The sequence below is a fragment of the Paenibacillus sp. PCH8 genome, assembly GCF_002968835.1.
Lineage (GTDB): Bacteria > Bacillota > Bacilli > Paenibacillales > Paenibacillaceae > Paenibacillus.
Genome location: NZ_PKQK01000001.1, coordinates 1,891,734 through 1,907,530, shown reverse-complemented (window position 1 = coordinate 1,907,530; position 15,797 = coordinate 1,891,734). Strand labels below are relative to the sequence as shown.

At 47.0% G+C, this 15,797-nt stretch carries 13 protein-coding genes, 1 pseudogene and 1 CRISPR repeat array; of the genes and pseudogenes, 3 read left to right on the top strand and 11 right to left on the bottom strand.

Translation table 11 applies throughout. The features are described 5' to 3' along the window. Window positions 1-101 precede the first annotated feature (101 nt). From C0Q44_RS08265 to prfA, 4 genes and pseudogenes are all read right to left on the bottom strand, one after another. Window positions 102-1,322, bottom strand: coding sequence for an FtsW/RodA/SpoVE family cell cycle protein (locus tag C0Q44_RS08265; protein WP_105406836.1), 1,221 nt, complete (start codon window positions 1,320-1,322; stop codon window positions 102-104). A 249-nt stretch (window positions 1,323-1,571) separates the two neighbouring features. Further along, a complete protein-coding gene (locus C0Q44_RS08260) occupies window positions 1,572-2,792 on the bottom strand; it encodes an FtsW/RodA/SpoVE family cell cycle protein (protein WP_105406835.1) in 1,221 nt (406 codons plus the stop codon). An 85-nt stretch (window positions 2,793-2,877) separates the two neighbouring features. Next, window positions 2,878-3,764, bottom strand: a pseudogene (gene prmC, locus C0Q44_RS08255) (peptide chain release factor N(5)-glutamine methyltransferase). Window positions 3,765-3,788: 24 nt separating this feature from the next. Then, on the bottom strand, window positions 3,789-4,856 hold the full coding sequence (prfA, locus tag C0Q44_RS08250; protein ID WP_105406834.1) for a peptide chain release factor 1: 1,068 nt from the start codon (window positions 4,854-4,856) through the stop codon (window positions 3,789-3,791). Between the two features lie 457 nt (window positions 4,857-5,313). Here prfA and C0Q44_RS08245 point away from each other — a divergent pair, with 457 nt between their 5' ends. Further along, window positions 5,314-5,715: a VOC family protein gene (locus C0Q44_RS08245; RefSeq protein WP_105406833.1), complete on the top strand. Its 402-nt coding sequence runs from the start codon at window positions 5,314-5,316 to the stop codon at window positions 5,713-5,715. Window positions 5,716-5,860: 145 nt separating this feature from the next. Here the strand turns inward: C0Q44_RS08245 and ychF are convergent, their stop codons facing one another. Further along, entirely contained in the window at window positions 5,861-6,961 is a 1,101-nt protein-coding gene (ychF, locus tag C0Q44_RS08240) for a redox-regulated ATPase YchF (RefSeq protein WP_105406832.1), read from the bottom strand. 99 nt (window positions 6,962-7,060) lie between these two features. Beyond that, window positions 7,061-7,531 carry a GNAT family N-acetyltransferase gene (locus C0Q44_RS08235; protein ID WP_105406831.1) on the bottom strand — a complete coding sequence of 157 codons (471 nt, stop codon included), beginning with the start codon at window positions 7,529-7,531 and terminating at the stop codon, window positions 7,061-7,063. A gap of 229 nt (window positions 7,532-7,760) precedes the next feature. Here C0Q44_RS08235 and C0Q44_RS08230 point away from each other — a divergent pair, with 229 nt between their 5' ends. Beyond that, window positions 7,761-8,195 carry a hypothetical protein gene (locus C0Q44_RS08230; protein ID WP_105406830.1) on the top strand — a complete coding sequence of 145 codons (435 nt, stop codon included), beginning with the start codon at window positions 7,761-7,763 and terminating at the stop codon, window positions 8,193-8,195. A gap of 82 nt (window positions 8,196-8,277) precedes the next feature. Here C0Q44_RS08230 and C0Q44_RS08225 read toward each other — a convergent pair whose 3' ends face one another. Next, on the bottom strand, window positions 8,278-8,448 hold the full coding sequence (locus tag C0Q44_RS08225) for an aspartyl-phosphate phosphatase Spo0E family protein (protein WP_105406829.1): 171 nt from the start codon (window positions 8,446-8,448) through the stop codon (window positions 8,278-8,280). Window positions 8,449-8,705: 257 nt separating this feature from the next. Beyond that, entirely contained in the window at window positions 8,706-10,088 is a 1,383-nt protein-coding gene (locus tag C0Q44_RS08220; RefSeq protein WP_105406828.1) for a transcriptional regulator, read from the bottom strand. 385 nt (window positions 10,089-10,473) lie between these two features. Here C0Q44_RS08220 and C0Q44_RS08215 point away from each other — a divergent pair, with 385 nt between their 5' ends. Continuing rightward, on the top strand, window positions 10,474-10,710 hold the full coding sequence (locus C0Q44_RS08215) for a helix-turn-helix domain-containing protein (protein WP_105406827.1): 237 nt from the start codon (window positions 10,474-10,476) through the stop codon (window positions 10,708-10,710). Between the two features lie 227 nt (window positions 10,711-10,937). Further along, a CRISPR array of direct repeats spans window positions 10,938-11,513; the repeat unit is 33 nt; unit sequence ATTTCAATCCACGCACTCCATACGGAGTGCGAC. Between the two features lie 218 nt (window positions 11,514-11,731). Here C0Q44_RS08215 and fni read toward each other — a convergent pair. From fni to C0Q44_RS08200, 3 genes are all read right to left on the bottom strand, one after another. Further along, on the bottom strand, window positions 11,732-12,796 hold the full coding sequence (gene fni, locus C0Q44_RS08210; RefSeq protein WP_105406826.1) for a type 2 isopentenyl-diphosphate Delta-isomerase: 1,065 nt from the start codon (window positions 12,794-12,796) through the stop codon (window positions 11,732-11,734). Between the two features lie 326 nt (window positions 12,797-13,122). Beyond that, complete coding sequence (locus C0Q44_RS08205; protein WP_181150979.1) at window positions 13,123-14,628, bottom strand: phytoene desaturase family protein; 1,506 nt, start codon at window positions 14,626-14,628, stop codon at window positions 13,123-13,125. A gap of 20 nt (window positions 14,629-14,648) precedes the next feature. After that, on the bottom strand, window positions 14,649-15,797 hold the full coding sequence (locus C0Q44_RS08200; RefSeq protein ID WP_105406825.1) for a glycosyltransferase family 2 protein: 1,149 nt from the start codon (window positions 15,795-15,797) through the stop codon (window positions 14,649-14,651).

The window sequence follows — 15,797 nt, the reverse complement described above, 5'->3', positions numbered from 1 at the left end:
ACAGGGCACATCAACCTTGCTTCATTTTATATGGATATGGAAACTCTCGTTACACCTCTAACGACCATACACACCAGAATCCACGCAGATCAGCTCAGCAGCTACATGGCACTTTTCTCTTTCTTAAACCTATTCCATAACCGTTCCGATAACCGGAGTTGTTGTTCACCCAGTAGAGGCTCATCTTCCTCTTCCTGCCCATACAGTTTAATGCTCATGACTAACCCAATACAAGCCATATTAATGAGCAGAGAAGTCCCACCGTAACTGATAAACGGAAGCGTAATCCCCGTGAGCGGCATCAGTCCCAGAAAAGCCCCAACGTTCTCGAATACCTGGTATAACAGCATACCGATAATGCCTACAATGATGATCGGTCCAGCGCGATCTCTGCAAGCCAAAGCAATCAGCACCATACGGTGGATGAGGATAAAGTACAGCAGGATCAGGATCGAAGCACCGACAAAGCCAAATTCCTCAGCAATCACAACGAAAATAGAATCGGAATAGGTATAAGGTACCCGTCCACTCTGAACGGATGTGCCTTGCATATACCCTTTGCCGATGATCCCCCCTGATCCGATAGCCAAACCTGCATTCTTCGTATGCCAGGTAGCCTTGGATGTTGCCTTTTCCGGTACAAGCCAGGGATCAATTCGCTCCGCCCAATGTTCCCGTCCTACCTTTTCTAGAAAGGCAAATACTTCGTTGTGGTAGAACGTATACGCTTTCACGAAGCCAAAAAAGGTTATTCCTACGATGGCTAGCGCAATTAACGCATGCTTGAGCTTGATATTCCCGATCCAGAACACCGCAGCCAGAATCACGACATACCCCAGCGCATTACCCAAATCATTCTGAGCCATAACGAGTGCAAAAGGGATAAACGCCCAACAACCGATCGGGACGATATCTCTCCAAAATTCCAGCGTGCTTCGTTGCCTTTTCACAATTAAATGAGCAAGAAACAGAATCAGAATCATCTTGAACAACTCTGCCGGTTGAAAAGAAAAACTCTCGCTCAGCTTCAGCCAGCCATTCGCATTATTAATCGAACTACCCAGGACATTGGCTAGGATCAGAAAAATGATTCCCACGCCATACACAAAAAACGCATATTTCACATACAGTTTGTAGTTCACAAGGCCGATGACGAGCACCGCAATGAATCCGGCTGCGTAGAAATACAGCGTCTTCACATGATGATTAGCCAAATTGGAATCCGTCTGTGTCCCGCTATAGATGGCAAATACACTAATGATCATTAAGAGAAGCAGTACAAAAAGAATTACACCGTCTATCTTCTTCAACATTCTCAGCATGACTCCGTCCATCCCCCTGAATCTATCATTATATCATTTCCAATTAAACTCAATATTACCATTGTATAAAATTGGGTGATGAAATGGAAATCTGAATCCCTAAAAGTTCAGAATCCAAGGTTTTATTAGGATATATATAACAAAAACCCCGAAACCGTCAGATCCATATAACTTGGATTTGACTATTCCGGGGTACACTATTCTACTTGTACACTTTAACCTATATTCTTTCGTCCACTTGCAGGATTTTTATTGCTCCTGCTGCGACGGTTTTCTTTTGAATAACTTCATCACCAGATCGGTAATCCCTGGTTGTTCCGTGGAACCGAGAATATCTTCATTGTCTTCCGTATGCACCTTGATACTCATTACGATCCCCATACTAATCATGTTCAACATCAGTGAGGTACCGCCCGAACTGATAAACGGCAACGTAATCCCTGTCAGTGGCATTAGTCCGATGAATGGACCAATATTAACAAAGATCTGGTAGAGCAACATGGCTATAATCCCTACAATGAGATAAGGCCCGGCACGATCCTTGCACTCCAGTGCAATTAATACCAACCTGTGAATAAGGATAAAGTACAGTAGCAGCAATACGGAGGCACCGATGAAGCCGAATTCCTCCCCAATCTGTACAAAGATCGAGTCAGCATACGCCAGCGGCACTCGATTAGACTGAATCGTCGTACCTTCCAAATACCCTTTGCCCGTAATGCCTCCAGAACCAATCGCAAGTTTCGCATTATACGTCTGCCACAGCACATCTCTTGAGGTCAGTTCCGGCACGAGCCAAGGATCGAAGCGATCTGCCCAGTGTGAACGTCCAACGTCCTTCAGGAATTTAACGACCTCATCATGATAATGAACATAAGCCTGTGTGCCCCCGATAAAAGCAGCCACAGCAATCATAAAACCAATAAGGGCATGCGTAAATTTGATATTGCCAATCCATAATAATCCCACAAGAATGACAACATAGCTTAACGCATTTCCTAAGTCATTTTGCAGTAATACAAGTAGCAACGGCGGCAGAACACAAAGTGAGATCGGAATAACGTCACGTCCGAAATAGAGCGGACGATTCTTCTTTCGAGCCAAAAAGGCCGATAAAAATACAATCAGACACAGCTTGAACAACTCAGCAGGTTGCAAACTCACTCCGAATATGGACAGCCAGCCTTTCGCCCCATAGTACTCTTTACCAAAGAACATAACGAAAATGAGCAGCAGCATACCCACGCCATAAATATATAAATAATTTTTGATAATGAATTTATAATTAATCATCGACATTCCAAAAAAGGCCACGAAGCCCAAGATGTAAAAGATCACTGCGCTTTTCGGGAGCCCCTCCAGCTTCGGACGACCAAACGTTGTACTGTAAATCGACAAAATACTGATACCCATCAGAATCACAAGTATAAAAACAATAGAATAGTCTATCTTTTTGAATTTGTGCAGCATGTAATTATGTTCCCCCAAGCATTCAGAAATCTTCGGTACATCTCATTGTAGAGGATTTCACGGCAAAAAGAAAACCCACGGAATCTTACAGTATCGTCACTTGCTCCTCCGAAGTACAAACACCCAGGACATGCCGCTCAATCCCGGCTAGGTCCGGCACAATGATAATCTCCGGCCAATGTCCTGCCGATTCAAGCAGAGCCGCAATGTCGCGAGCCTGCCCTTGACCCAGTTCAAAACCAATGATCTGCGGCGGCGCAGGCAGCAGCGAGAGCTGCTCCAGCATGACCCGGTACGGTGCAAGACCGTCCGGACCGCCGTCCAGTGCCATGCGCGGCTCATGATCGCGCACCTCTTGCTGCAACCCGGCGATATCCGCCGCCGGGATGTAAGGCGGGTTGGACACCAGGATGTCCACCCGTGCCCGGCGAACGGTGCCAGCAGATCACCTTCACGGAAGTCGATCTGTACGCCGTTCGCGGCCGCGTTCCGCGCGGCCACTTGCAGGGCAGCCGCCGAGAGATCCCCGGCGCCGACCTGCCATTGCGGGCGAAGTGAAGCCATCGTCACCGCGATGGCGCCACTGCCCGTGCCAATATCGACGGCGAGCGGAGCGCCGTCAGGAAACACGCGGTCGGCTGCCCGCAGCACAGCTTCGACCAACAGCTCGGTCTCCGGCCGCGGAATCAGCACGGCCGGCGTGACCTCGAACGGCAGCCCATAGAATTCTTGGCTGCCGATAATGTATTGCGCCGGCTCACCCGCTGCCTTGCGCGTGACGGCGTCCTCCCAGCGGCTGCGATGCTCGCTGGGAAAAGGCTCCGGCTGCATCATGTAGTACGCGGCACTATAGACGCCGAGTACATGTTCCAGCAGCAGCCGGGCATTGTTCTGCGGCTCGTACACGCCGCACTTCTCCAAAAAAGAGGAAGCCTCCACGAAGGCTTCCCGACAGCTCTGTTCCGGCGTCATGACAAACTGCGCACGGGTCACAGATTATTCTCCTCTATCCATCATCTCGGTCTGCTGCGCAATCGTCAGTGCAGACAAGATATCTTCAATCTCTCCGTTCATGATCTGATCCAGCTTGTGCATCGTCAGACCAATCCGGTGATCGGTCACACGGCTTTGCGGAAAGTTATACGTACGAATCCGCTCACTGCGGTCACCTGTACCGACTTTGCTCTTACGCTCAATCGAAATCTTCGCTTCTTCTTCCTGACGCTTCATATCGAAGATACGCGTACGCAGAACTTGCAACGCTTTATCCTTATTCGAGTTCTGGGATTTACCATCCTGACACGTTGCAACGATTCCAGTTGGAACGTGTGTTACACGTACAGCCGATTTCGTGGTATTAACGGACTGTCCGCCGGCACCACTGGAGCAGAACGTGTCGACACGAATGTCTTTATCATGAATTTCAATATCAAAATCTTCGGCTTCCGGCATAACGGCAACCGTTGAAGTTGACGTATGAATCCGTCCACCGGATTCGGTTGTTGGGATACGTTGCACACGGTGTGCGCCGCTCTCATATTTCATTTTGCTGTAGGCACCGCGTCCGTTGATCATGAACACAACCTCTTTGAATCCACCGAGATCATTGGTGTTAACGTCCATCAGCTCTACGCGCCAGCCTTGTTGATCTGCATAACGAGTGTACATCCGGTATAGATCAGCTGCAAATAATGCTGCTTCATCTCCACCAGCTGCTCCGCGAATCTCAACGATGACGTTCTTGTCGTCATTCGGATCTTTCGGCAGCATAAGCACACGAATCAATTCGTCCAGTTCTTTCTGCCGAGTGCTCAATTCGTCAATTTCCATTTTGACCATTTCGCGCATCTCGTCATCCAGCTTCTCAGCCTGCATTTCTTTGGCAGCTTCGAGATCCTGTTTTACCTGTTTGTACTCATTGTACGCTTCATACGTCGGTTGCAGATCCGATTGTTCTTTGGAATATTCCCGCAGCTTTTTGTTGTCACTTGCCACATCCGGGTCACACAAAAGCTCGCTCAGTTTGTCATAACGGTCGGCTAACGCCTGTAATTTATCCAACATGTATAGTCACCTCATGCTTTATTTTGTTTTATTCGCTTATCGTCTTACATCATTATTCCGATTCCATATTCATCACATCTATAATCTATATTTCACAACGCACAGAATTCTCATCGAATTCCCTGACCGCAGCATGTATTCACATTCCAGTATGATCGACGTATAACATCGCTACAACGTCATCAAATCCTTTACTTTTAAAGTGATATGAAGAAATCGCGTACCCTTTATGAAAACTCGCTTCAGCTCATTGGATCGAACACAAAACCAATCGTGGGTATACGACTCTTAATTATAGCATATTCTTACGGTTATGAATAGTAACCATTCGGCTGTCAGATGAACTAATTTTTCTCTGTTGACCTTCACTAACCGTTTCTTATACATAATCGGCTTCTGTTGCCAGAAGTAGGGTATAGTAAACGTATTCAACATTAGAATTCAGGAGGCTACGCCCATGTCACAGAATATATGGATTAACTTGCCCGTCAAAGATGTTGTGAGATCATCCACTTTTTTCAATGAAATTGGATTCCCTGCAGAGAATGTCGGTAGCGTGAGAGCCAAGCTTACCATCGACCAAACCACCATTCTGCTCTTCCCGGATGCCACGTTTGAGCAATTCACCGGGGCCAAAATCACTGATACGTCCCATAGCGCAGAAGTCATTCTCTCTATTGGCACCGAGAGCAGGGAAGACGTAGATACCTTTATTCAAAAAGTTGAACTTGCCGGGGGAAGCATCTTTGGCAAGCCAAGTGAAACCGATGGCTGGATGTACGGTGCAGGCTTTGCCGATCTGGACGGTCACCGCTGGAATCTGTTGTACATGGACGAGAGCCAAATGCCGAAAGCCTAGTATGCATAGGCCAGTCACCTAAATCAAAATTGAATCGATCGAATCGAACCTCAACCCTTGCTACATCGACACATACCAAAAACCCCTACCATCTTTTATCCAGAAGATGATAGGGGTTTGATTTAGTTCTACATATCTTTAGAGTCTATACGTTGAAACGGAAGTGCATCACGTCGCCGTCATTGACAACATACTCTTTACCTTCAAGGCGAAGTTGTCCACGTTCTTTGGCACCGTTCATGGAACCAGCAGCAACCAAATCATTATAGGAAACAACCTCTGCCCGGATGAATCCACGCTCGAAGTCTGTGTGAATGACACCCGCTGCGCCAGGCGCTTTCGTACCCTTACGGATCGTCCAAGCACGAACTTCCTGTACGCCAGCTGTGAAGTACGTGTACAGACCCAGCAATTTGTAAGCCGCTTTAATCAACAGGTTCAGACCGGAATCCTCGATACCGAGTTCTTCCAGGAACATTTGCTTATCTTCGCCTTCCAGCTCGGAGATCTCTTCTTCGACCTTCGCACTGATTGGCACCACTTCTGCATTCTCAGCAGCTGCGAATTCTCTTACTTTTTGCACATAAGCATTATTCGCCACATCGCCGATTTCGTCCTCAGCTACATTGGCTGCGTACAGAACAGGTTTCAGCGTAAGCAAGTGCAGATCGCGTACGATCTGACGCTCATCATCTGTAAGTTCCATGCTCCGTGCAGGCTTATCTTCATATAGAACAGCTTTCACTCTCTCCAGTACTTCCACTTCCTGAGCAGACTGCTTGTTGCCGCCCTTCAGGTTTTTCCGGGAGCGATCGATTTTTTTCTCCACGCTCTCGATATCTGCCAGGATCAGCTCCAGATTAATCGTCTGGATGTCGCTCACCGGGTCAATTTTACCGTCTACGTGTGTGATGTTATCGTCTACAAAGCAACGCACGACGTGTACAATGGCGTCTACTTCACGAATGTGGGCAAGAAACTTGTTACCCAGACCTTCGCCTTTGCTCGCACCACGAACAAGACCTGCGATATCTACAAATTCAAACGCTGTGGGTACCGTTTTCTTAGGCACAACGAGTTCTGTCAATTTATCCAAACGCTCGTCCGGTACTTCAACGATCCCTACGTTAGGGTCAATCGTACAGAACGGATAGTTGGCCGACTCGGCGCCTGCTTGTGTAATTGCGTTAAACAACGTAGATTTTCCGACGTTCGGAAGTCCTACAATTCCTGCTTTCAAAGCCATGTATATGACAACTCCTCATTCATTACTTGTTCGGTATGGATAATCCTAACCATTATATATGACAAACCCCTAGGCATCAAGGAAGTTCGCCGATTAGGTTTACTCTTTGATTTCCTTGTACATCGTCAGATCCGTTACCTCATATCCCATCTTGCGGTACAGGCTGCTCGCCCGCACATTATGTCCAAACACATGCAAGCCAATGCGATCTACCCCGAGACTTAGTGCTGTCAGCTCAAGCGCCTCCATCGTCTGCGTGCCGTAACCTTTGCCGCGATGTGCTTCTTCTACCACGATATCGAGCAAAAATGCATCTTTACCTCGGCGGTTATCCGTAATATTAAACCAGATATATCCCACATTTCCGTCCACCGGATGCACCAGATTGTAGAGATACGCACCAGGTGTATTCAAGCCTTCAGGCAGATAACGTTCATAGGATTCCTCCGCCATTTGCTGCGCCTCTTCCTCCGCCCAAGTGCCCGCTTCTACTTTTTCCTCTGCAAAATCCTTAATCGAGCGAATGCGAAAACTCGCATAATCTTCCTGATTCATTGGAGACAGTTTCATGCTGTTCCCCTCCTTATTCGAGTGGTCGGTCTATGTATGATCTCTGTGCAATTTTTTTTGCACTACTATATCGTATTATATCTTGTTATCTTGCTGAGCGCATGATATAAACCCCGACGATGTTAATTCAAGTTTTCTAATATCCATTTTGTTTTGTTTTGTTTTTTTGTTTATAACTTTTGATCTCTTCCCTACGTTTATACCTCATGAAGGAAAGGAGTAGATCATATTGAACACCCGTCGCACTCACTCCAAAAGTATAATCATTATCCTGTCCGCCATCGGCCTTGGGGTAGGCATCGTCGCTTTTATGAGCTTTCTGAATGCAATCGATCCCTTTCGCCAATTAAGGATCACGATCCACAATCAGTCCGACTATGACCTCACTAATATTCAAGCGAGCCTGACTACAGGTGGCGACGCACTCAACACCAGCGAACCCGGCTCCATACACACATTACAAAAAAGTATCCCCAGCGGTGAGAATGTGAAATTCGCTCCACAGCTACACATTTCCGGGGAATCCTCTGTTTACCTTACGTTTACGGACAGTCGAGGAGAGACCTATAACGAGATGGTATGCGGGTATACGGAATCCTTATTCGGCAATTCATACGTGACCGTAACCAATGAGAATGTAACTGTGAAAGAGGAATGTATGTAATAACGATACTTCGCACCGTGAACTTATGTTAAAATACAGGGGCGAGCGACCCGCCAAAGTTTCTCGCCCAAAGTCGATTGGATTATTCCATCGGCTTTTTTATTTTAACCTGATTGTATTGATTAATTAGATCATCCAGGACTATAGATTGCTGTATAACATGAGGATGAAGCAGATCCCCATAGTCCATCTTGAGTTGATAGAGCTTTTTTCTCGCTGCTTCGATCTCCAATTTGAGCTCACCACATTCCATATGCACTCCTCCCTGTTGTAATATTCTAGTCCATTATGCTAATTAGTAGGAAATCAAGTGAACTCCAACACGAAAAAGCTCCCTTCAACGTAGACAATTCACCATTCTACTTGAGGGAGCAGCTCATATTCAAAAAGCGTATTTTCAGAAATGCTGGTTAACTTCCAAGCCCGTGACTGTTCGTTGTCATTTTCACAGCTGGTTGTTGCCCAGTATTTACCTGAGTTGTTACTGGAACAGACAGTACAACGACAACGCTACAGATCGCTATAAACGAAACTAATTTTTTTCTCATTGAGATTTGACACCTCACCGATTAGATTTTGGTACTGCAAAGTCACTGTATCAGATGCATACCTACGATATTTCTCAAAAATACCGACGCATTTAAGCATAGTTAACCCACTTTTAATTTCGAGAGAAAAGAACAAGCTGTCCAATAAAGCTTTAAAGCCTTTATCATAGTTTTTTTTGTTTAAATAATACTTGCTTAATTCCATTAAGAGACGTGTGTGGCGATCACCTGTAAGTTGACTGCTAATTTTTCCAATCCGACTGCTCTGTTCCTGATACAGTATCAGTGATTCGTATTGGACAAGTACACAATCAATATCCAAGTCAAACTCATTAGCCGCAACTAAAATCTCACATATTGCTGGAAAAAATTCATTTTCTTTGTTTGAAATATACTCCAGATAATCAGATAGCACATGTACTTGTTTATCTCTAAGCATATACATAAAGCGATTCGCTTCAGCCCACTCCTTAAACTGTTGAATCACAACTTGTTCAGCATGACTAGGGGATTCCACCCAACTATGTTCAATATACCGTGTGACATAATCGAGAGCAGCTTTATAATTCTCTAGATAGAAACAGGCACTTCCCATCACTAAATAGGAGTACAAAATATAAAATATTATCTCTTTTCTAACTTCTTTCGGCTTGATATTGCCATGCGATTCATAATGAATAGTTGCTTTTAATTTCAATTTTTCGCCCAATACCAATAACTTATCCCATCGACGCAACGAAGCATACACATTAATCAAATCGTTCAATCCATCAAGCTGGTAGGGCTCATCAAGCCGATCTACAAAAAACTCAAACTGCGTAGCAAGTGTAAGATTGCTCAACTGATCCTTGGAAAGTCCGATTGTGAACAAACGATACTGACTTAGAGCCAACCGTTCTGAATGCTGCATTTTCTCGCCTTCGGCTACACAAAGGTACAGGGGCTTGGCCGCTTCAAGCCTCCCTTCACGATATAACTGTTCAGCCAACTCAAACAAAAGCGGTGTATAGGAAATATTATCCATAATCAGATTAATGGCTTCTTCCATATAATCGACCTTACCGAGTTCGGCACAACGGTATAAAAAAGGCCCAAGTCTTCGCCAATCCGGGCTTGTATGTACAAAACACTCATGTATGTATAATTCATAGAAGTAACCCTCTGTTAGACCCATCCCGGCAGTAAGTCGATCCAACTGCTGCATGCCAATCGGACGCAGCCCGTTCAGCGTACCACTCAACGTCCCTGAGTTAATTCCCGATATCTCAGAGAATTGATTGAGTGTCATATGGTTCGTTTTTAAATAATCTGCTAAATGATCACGTATTGTGGCTACTGATTTCAAAGGTACACCACCTTTCCAAGCAAAATTAAGCAATGGTCAATTAAATAATACTATATTTTTGAATTTAATATCAATATTTACTTGTAAATAATTTACTTTTATCTTAAAAACACTGATCTGCGTTGCTCAATAGTTGTAAAGGTTAGCCTGGTTGAGCGCGCGAGAGCCCTTATTTTGTAGAATGCGATCAAGCATCAAATTCATATCGACACGGTCGGGAGTCCACAATAAGACATCCGTGAGAAATGTCAACGCATCCATACCACTCAATCTGTCCACGATTGACTCTAGCATCTCTCTTGCATTTCCTGTGATATGCTCAGCCTGGGATTATTTCAAACCAATTAACGTTAGGTTATCATTAGAGTGAAAGGTGGAATTGGCTATGTCTATAAAAATAAGATTGGGCGACACTTTAGATGCAGCCAGCGTCACTAAAAATGCACTGGCCAGGGAAGCAAAAGTAAGACCGAACCTTATATATGATTTGTGCGAAGGAAAAACGAAAAGGCTTGATTTAGATACCTTAAATAACATCGTGAACACTCTACGGGCAATGACAGGAAACGACTATACTCTTACAGATGTGTTAGAGTACATACCGGATGATGATAAGGTGTAAAAAAAACAAACTGGGCTGAGCATTGTCAATGGAGCGAAATGTCACATTTAAAGAGAAACACAAACAAACCGTCCATTTTTACTTTGGACGGTTTGTTTGGCTTACTTCTGACTTCTGGTTATGTTAAAACAAGCACGAAATAGATAAGGGGCTTTAAGGATTTGATAAGTTGAACTCCATACGGAGTGCGACGAAATGACAAAAGATATGTATAGTTCTGAACTAAAATTTCAATCCACGCACTCCATACGGAGTGCGACTATCATTCTTATTTCCTCCATTTTCCCTATGATGGATTTCAATCCACGCACTCCATACGGAGTGCGACTTCGCTTACCGGAGGAGGAGGAGTTACACCACCACCAATTTCAATCCACGCACTCCATACGGAGTGCGACATAGGAGGATATACAAGATGCCAATTATTAAACATATTTCAATCCACGCACTCCATACGGAGTGCGACATGGACGCGAATATGACGATCGGACGCCGCTGCAATTTCAATCCACGCACTCCATACGGAGTGCGACCATGAACTCATTTTTTCTTTCTCTGACATCCTTTATTTCAATCCACGCACTCCATACGGAGTGCGACAACAGTTGCTGGTGAAGTAACAACCCGTAATGTAGATTTCAATCCACGCACTCCATACGGAGTGCGACACAGTTGCTGGTGAAGTAACAACCCGTAATGTAGATTTCAATCCACGCACTCCATACGGAGTGCGACCAATACAACGCAATGCAGGACGCATTCAATAAAATATTTCAATCCACGCACTCCATACGGAGTGCGACAGCGAAACCACACGTAATAACGTCATCAAATTCAAACATTATCACGTATGCTCAATCATTACACCAAATTATAGAAACATTTGTGATAAAAAACATCCTTCAACGAACACAAGTGTTGCCAAAAGGTCACGAAAACGATGTACTCGACAAAATTCGAGGTGCGAATCCCCCAGGGAAATCATGTGAGCTTGGGGTTCGCACCTTCATTTCCCCCACGTCTACACCTCCACCAGACGTGACGTCTGCTTCAAATCCTCAATCCGCCCTGCGCCAATACCAAACATCACTGTACGCAGCTCGAATTCGACCTGTTCCAATCGCTCATTCAGTGCATCATCGGAAGCGACCGCGGATTCGAGAAGAGATCGGCCAAAACCAGCCAGATCCGCACCGAGCGCGAGGGCTTTGGCCGCATCCACGCCAGTGTACAGTCCACCGCTGCCAATAAGGGCACCCGCTGGGTTCAGCGCTCGTACTTCCTGAATACACTCCGCTGTGGGAATGCCCCAGTCGGCAAAAGCTTCAGCAGCTGCCCGGCGTACCGGGTTATTGTTGCGGTACTTCTCCACCTGTACCCAGCTTGTACCTCCAGCGCCGGCTACATCGATGAACGCGACACCCGCTTCATATAGCCCTTTTGCCGTCACGCCATCGATGCCAAAACCTACTTCTTTCACACCAACAGGTACATCTAGCTCACGACACAAGCTCTCAATCCGCTGAAATAATCCACTGAAGTTGGTATTACCTTCCGGCTGGAAGACTTCCTGCAACGTGTTCAGATGAAGCACGAGCATGTCCGCACCCGCAATATCAACTGCACGTTGGAAGTCGGCCGTGGTGAAACCATAGTTCAGCTGCACCGCGCCCAGGTTGGCAATGACCGGGATGTCCGGTGCCCAGCGCCGCACATCGAAGGTACTCGCCAGTTCCGGCTGTTCCACGGCAGCCCGGATCGAACCTACGCCAAGCGCCCAGCCTCTGGCGTTCGCTACTCGGGCGAGGCGCTCATTGATGGCGCCCGTTGTTTTGCTTCCACCCGTCATCGAACTGATGAGCAAGGGTGTACGTACTTTTTTGCCAATAAAGGAAGTCTCCAGATGCACCTCTTCAAAATCTAGTTCCGGCAGTGGGTGATGACGAAACGCATACCGCTCCATACCGCTGGTTACCCCTTCTCCTGCCACATTCTCCTCAAGACAGAGGCGCACGTGCTCTAGCTTCCGTTCTCCCGTAGCCACTTCGGGAAGCAGCCGTTCGCCGGCTCGCTCTTGTTCATTCATGATGAGACCTCCTATGTGAGAATCGTGCGGATCGACAGGATAACCTGCCTGTTCCTAGCCTTTATGTATATAAGTCTTTTGTATAAAAGACACAACATTTATTAAATATGCATTACAGCTCAACTCTATCCAGTATAACGTTCCAATCCAGCTATGGAAAGGATGCCCCGAAACCAAAAGTCTCCCTTAAATCTCAGAGCACCACTATCTTATGCCTACTCAAAAGCACAGATCCTCTGTCGCATCTTCAAAGCTGGTTAGCACGGACGATACACACAGGTGTCGATCAACAGAATACACTCCCACTCCATCTCCTGCCCAACGAACTATCTCAAGATTTCCGATGCCAACTGCTCACCAACAAGCTGCCCGGACAACGTTACAATCGGGGTTCCACCGCCTGGATGCGTGGTACCACCGACGTACCAGAGTCCTTGTACATCTTTGCTTCGGTTGCCCGGACGCATGAAGGTTTGCTTCACTGAGTTAGACGAGATGCCGTAGATCGACCCTTGATGCGCCAAAGTATCCCTTTCGATATCTCGCGGCGTGTAACGGATCAGCACATCGGATTGGTTCAACCCGGTAATCCCCCGCGCTGCCAACTGTTCCAGTACAAACGCTCCGTAACGTTCCGTCTGCTGCTCCCAATTCCACGAATCCGACAAGTAGGGGGCATTGACCAGAATGAACAGGTTACTAGCTCCCGCCGGGGCCATACCTTCTTCCGAATAACCGGAATAACAGATGTAGATCGTGGGATCGGCAGGCATTTGACGGTCACGGAAAATATGGTCGAACTCCGGTTCATACCGTTCCGGGAAGAAAACCGTATGGTGCAATAGCGCATCATATTGCCTTCGCACACCCGCCAGCGTCACAAATCCCGAGATGGATGGCTCATACTTCCGTATGCGCGCATCGCTCATCTCTTTCCGATGCTCCGGTGCAAGCAACAGTCGATTCACACTGAGTACATCTCCATTGGCAACCACCTGATCGGCTTCCCGGAAGCCTTGATCTGTATCTACGCCTGCCACTTTGCCATTTCGGACAACAATCTGCCGGACCTCTATGCCGGTAATGATCTGTACGCCTTTTTCCTGTGCCAGCCGAGTCATTCCTTCGATCAGTTGATAGGTTCCACCCTTGACCCCGTAGATGCCCATCTCTGCTTCCACATGACCCATCATGGCAAAGATGGATGGCGACTGATATGGTGATGAACCCACATAAGTCGCGTACCGACCGAACATAGCGAGTGTGTGGGGATGCTTGAAGTACGAACGCAGCAGCTTATCCAGCTTCACCGTTGGCCGCACGCGGAGCAGGCTGCGCAGCATCTGAAAATTGTATTTGTCAGAAGGAGACAGCAGCAACTTACCGAGAAAATGACGATTGGCTTCCGCATACAGCGCAGCAGACTCATCCATAAATGCATCATAACGAGACGCATCTTCCGGACTGTACGCCGCGATCTGCTCCTTCATCCACCCCCGATTGCCTGACAAATCTACCACTGTGCCATCTGCGAATACATTACGCGTACGCGGCTCTAACTCATACAGCTGTACGTAATCTTCCATCACTACACCCGCATGGTCGAAGACGGAACGAAAGGTGGATGGCATCGTGATCGTACTTGGTCCCCGGTCAAAATGATACCCGTCCCGCTCGATCTGCTGAAGCTTGCCACCCACATGTTCCTGTCGTTCCAGGACAGTCACACGGACTCCAGCGGAAGCAAGACGGATTGCACACGACAAGCCGCCGAATCCTGCACCGATAATGATAACGTCACATTTCAGATTACTGTTCGATTCACCAGTCATATTCCCCTTTACATTACCCTTCAACTGTACCGCCTACCTTTCCATACATACCCTTTGCCGTAGCGACCTGCTTGCCAGGAAGCGAGCCCGATGGCAATCACACAGGCCATGCTGATCGGTTGCAGAAGGGCAAGCCACCATGGCTGACCGCCAGCATGATCCGCTACTCTTTTCACAGCCATCCCAAGCAACGTCGCCACCAGTCCATATAGGATGAACGTCGAATTACCAGTGACTAATCCGATAATCAAGCCCAGCGGTGGCACAATGTACATCAACGTATACAACAGCATCGTGCCGAGCAACAGCACATCGTTGCGCCCCATGCCTTCGTACATATTTTTCTTATATCCATTCCATACTTCTGCACCGTTCTGATACATGCGGGTATTCGTTACGTCATGCACGTCGGTCAGCATCACCGGATGACCTGCACGCTTGACTGCTTTGGCGAGACTCATGTCATCGACCAGATGCGACTGAATGGCAGCATGACCGCCAGATGCTTCGTAACTGGAGCGATGAATCAGCAAAAAAGCCCCCGTAGCGGCCACAAACATCGGACTGGATGATCTGCGTATCATGAAAATGGGCAGATGACTGATGATGGTGAAGACCATCATCGGCACGACAAGCTTCTCCATCCACGTCTTCGTTACTTGGTAAGGAAAACCGGTTACGAGACCACCTTGTTGCTCACAGCCTGAAGCAAGGGTCTGCCGAATGGCACTTGGCTCCAGACGCACATCCGCATCCACGAACATGTACCATTCTCCCTCGGCCTCCTGAACCAGTCTGTGACACGCATGGGATTTCCCCATCCAGCCCTCAGGAAGATCAACACCATGCAGCAGACGCACACGCGCATCCTGATCCGCAATCGCCTGGACCATAGCCGCTGTCTCATCTTCAGAGCGATCATCCAGCACCAGCACTTCCATCCGGAATCCCGATGTATCGCTCCCGAGCACACTTTCCAGACATCCTTCGATATGTAGTCTTTCATTTCTGGCTGGAATCAGCACCGAGACCAGCAGATCTGATGGTTGTATTCGGTCTGCTCGAAATGAACGCACTTTGGGCAGACAGGAGACATTCCATAGAGCGAACAGCAACTGTATACCCAATATGCAGGTAAGCACAATCCAGAAGATTTCAGATGCATTCAT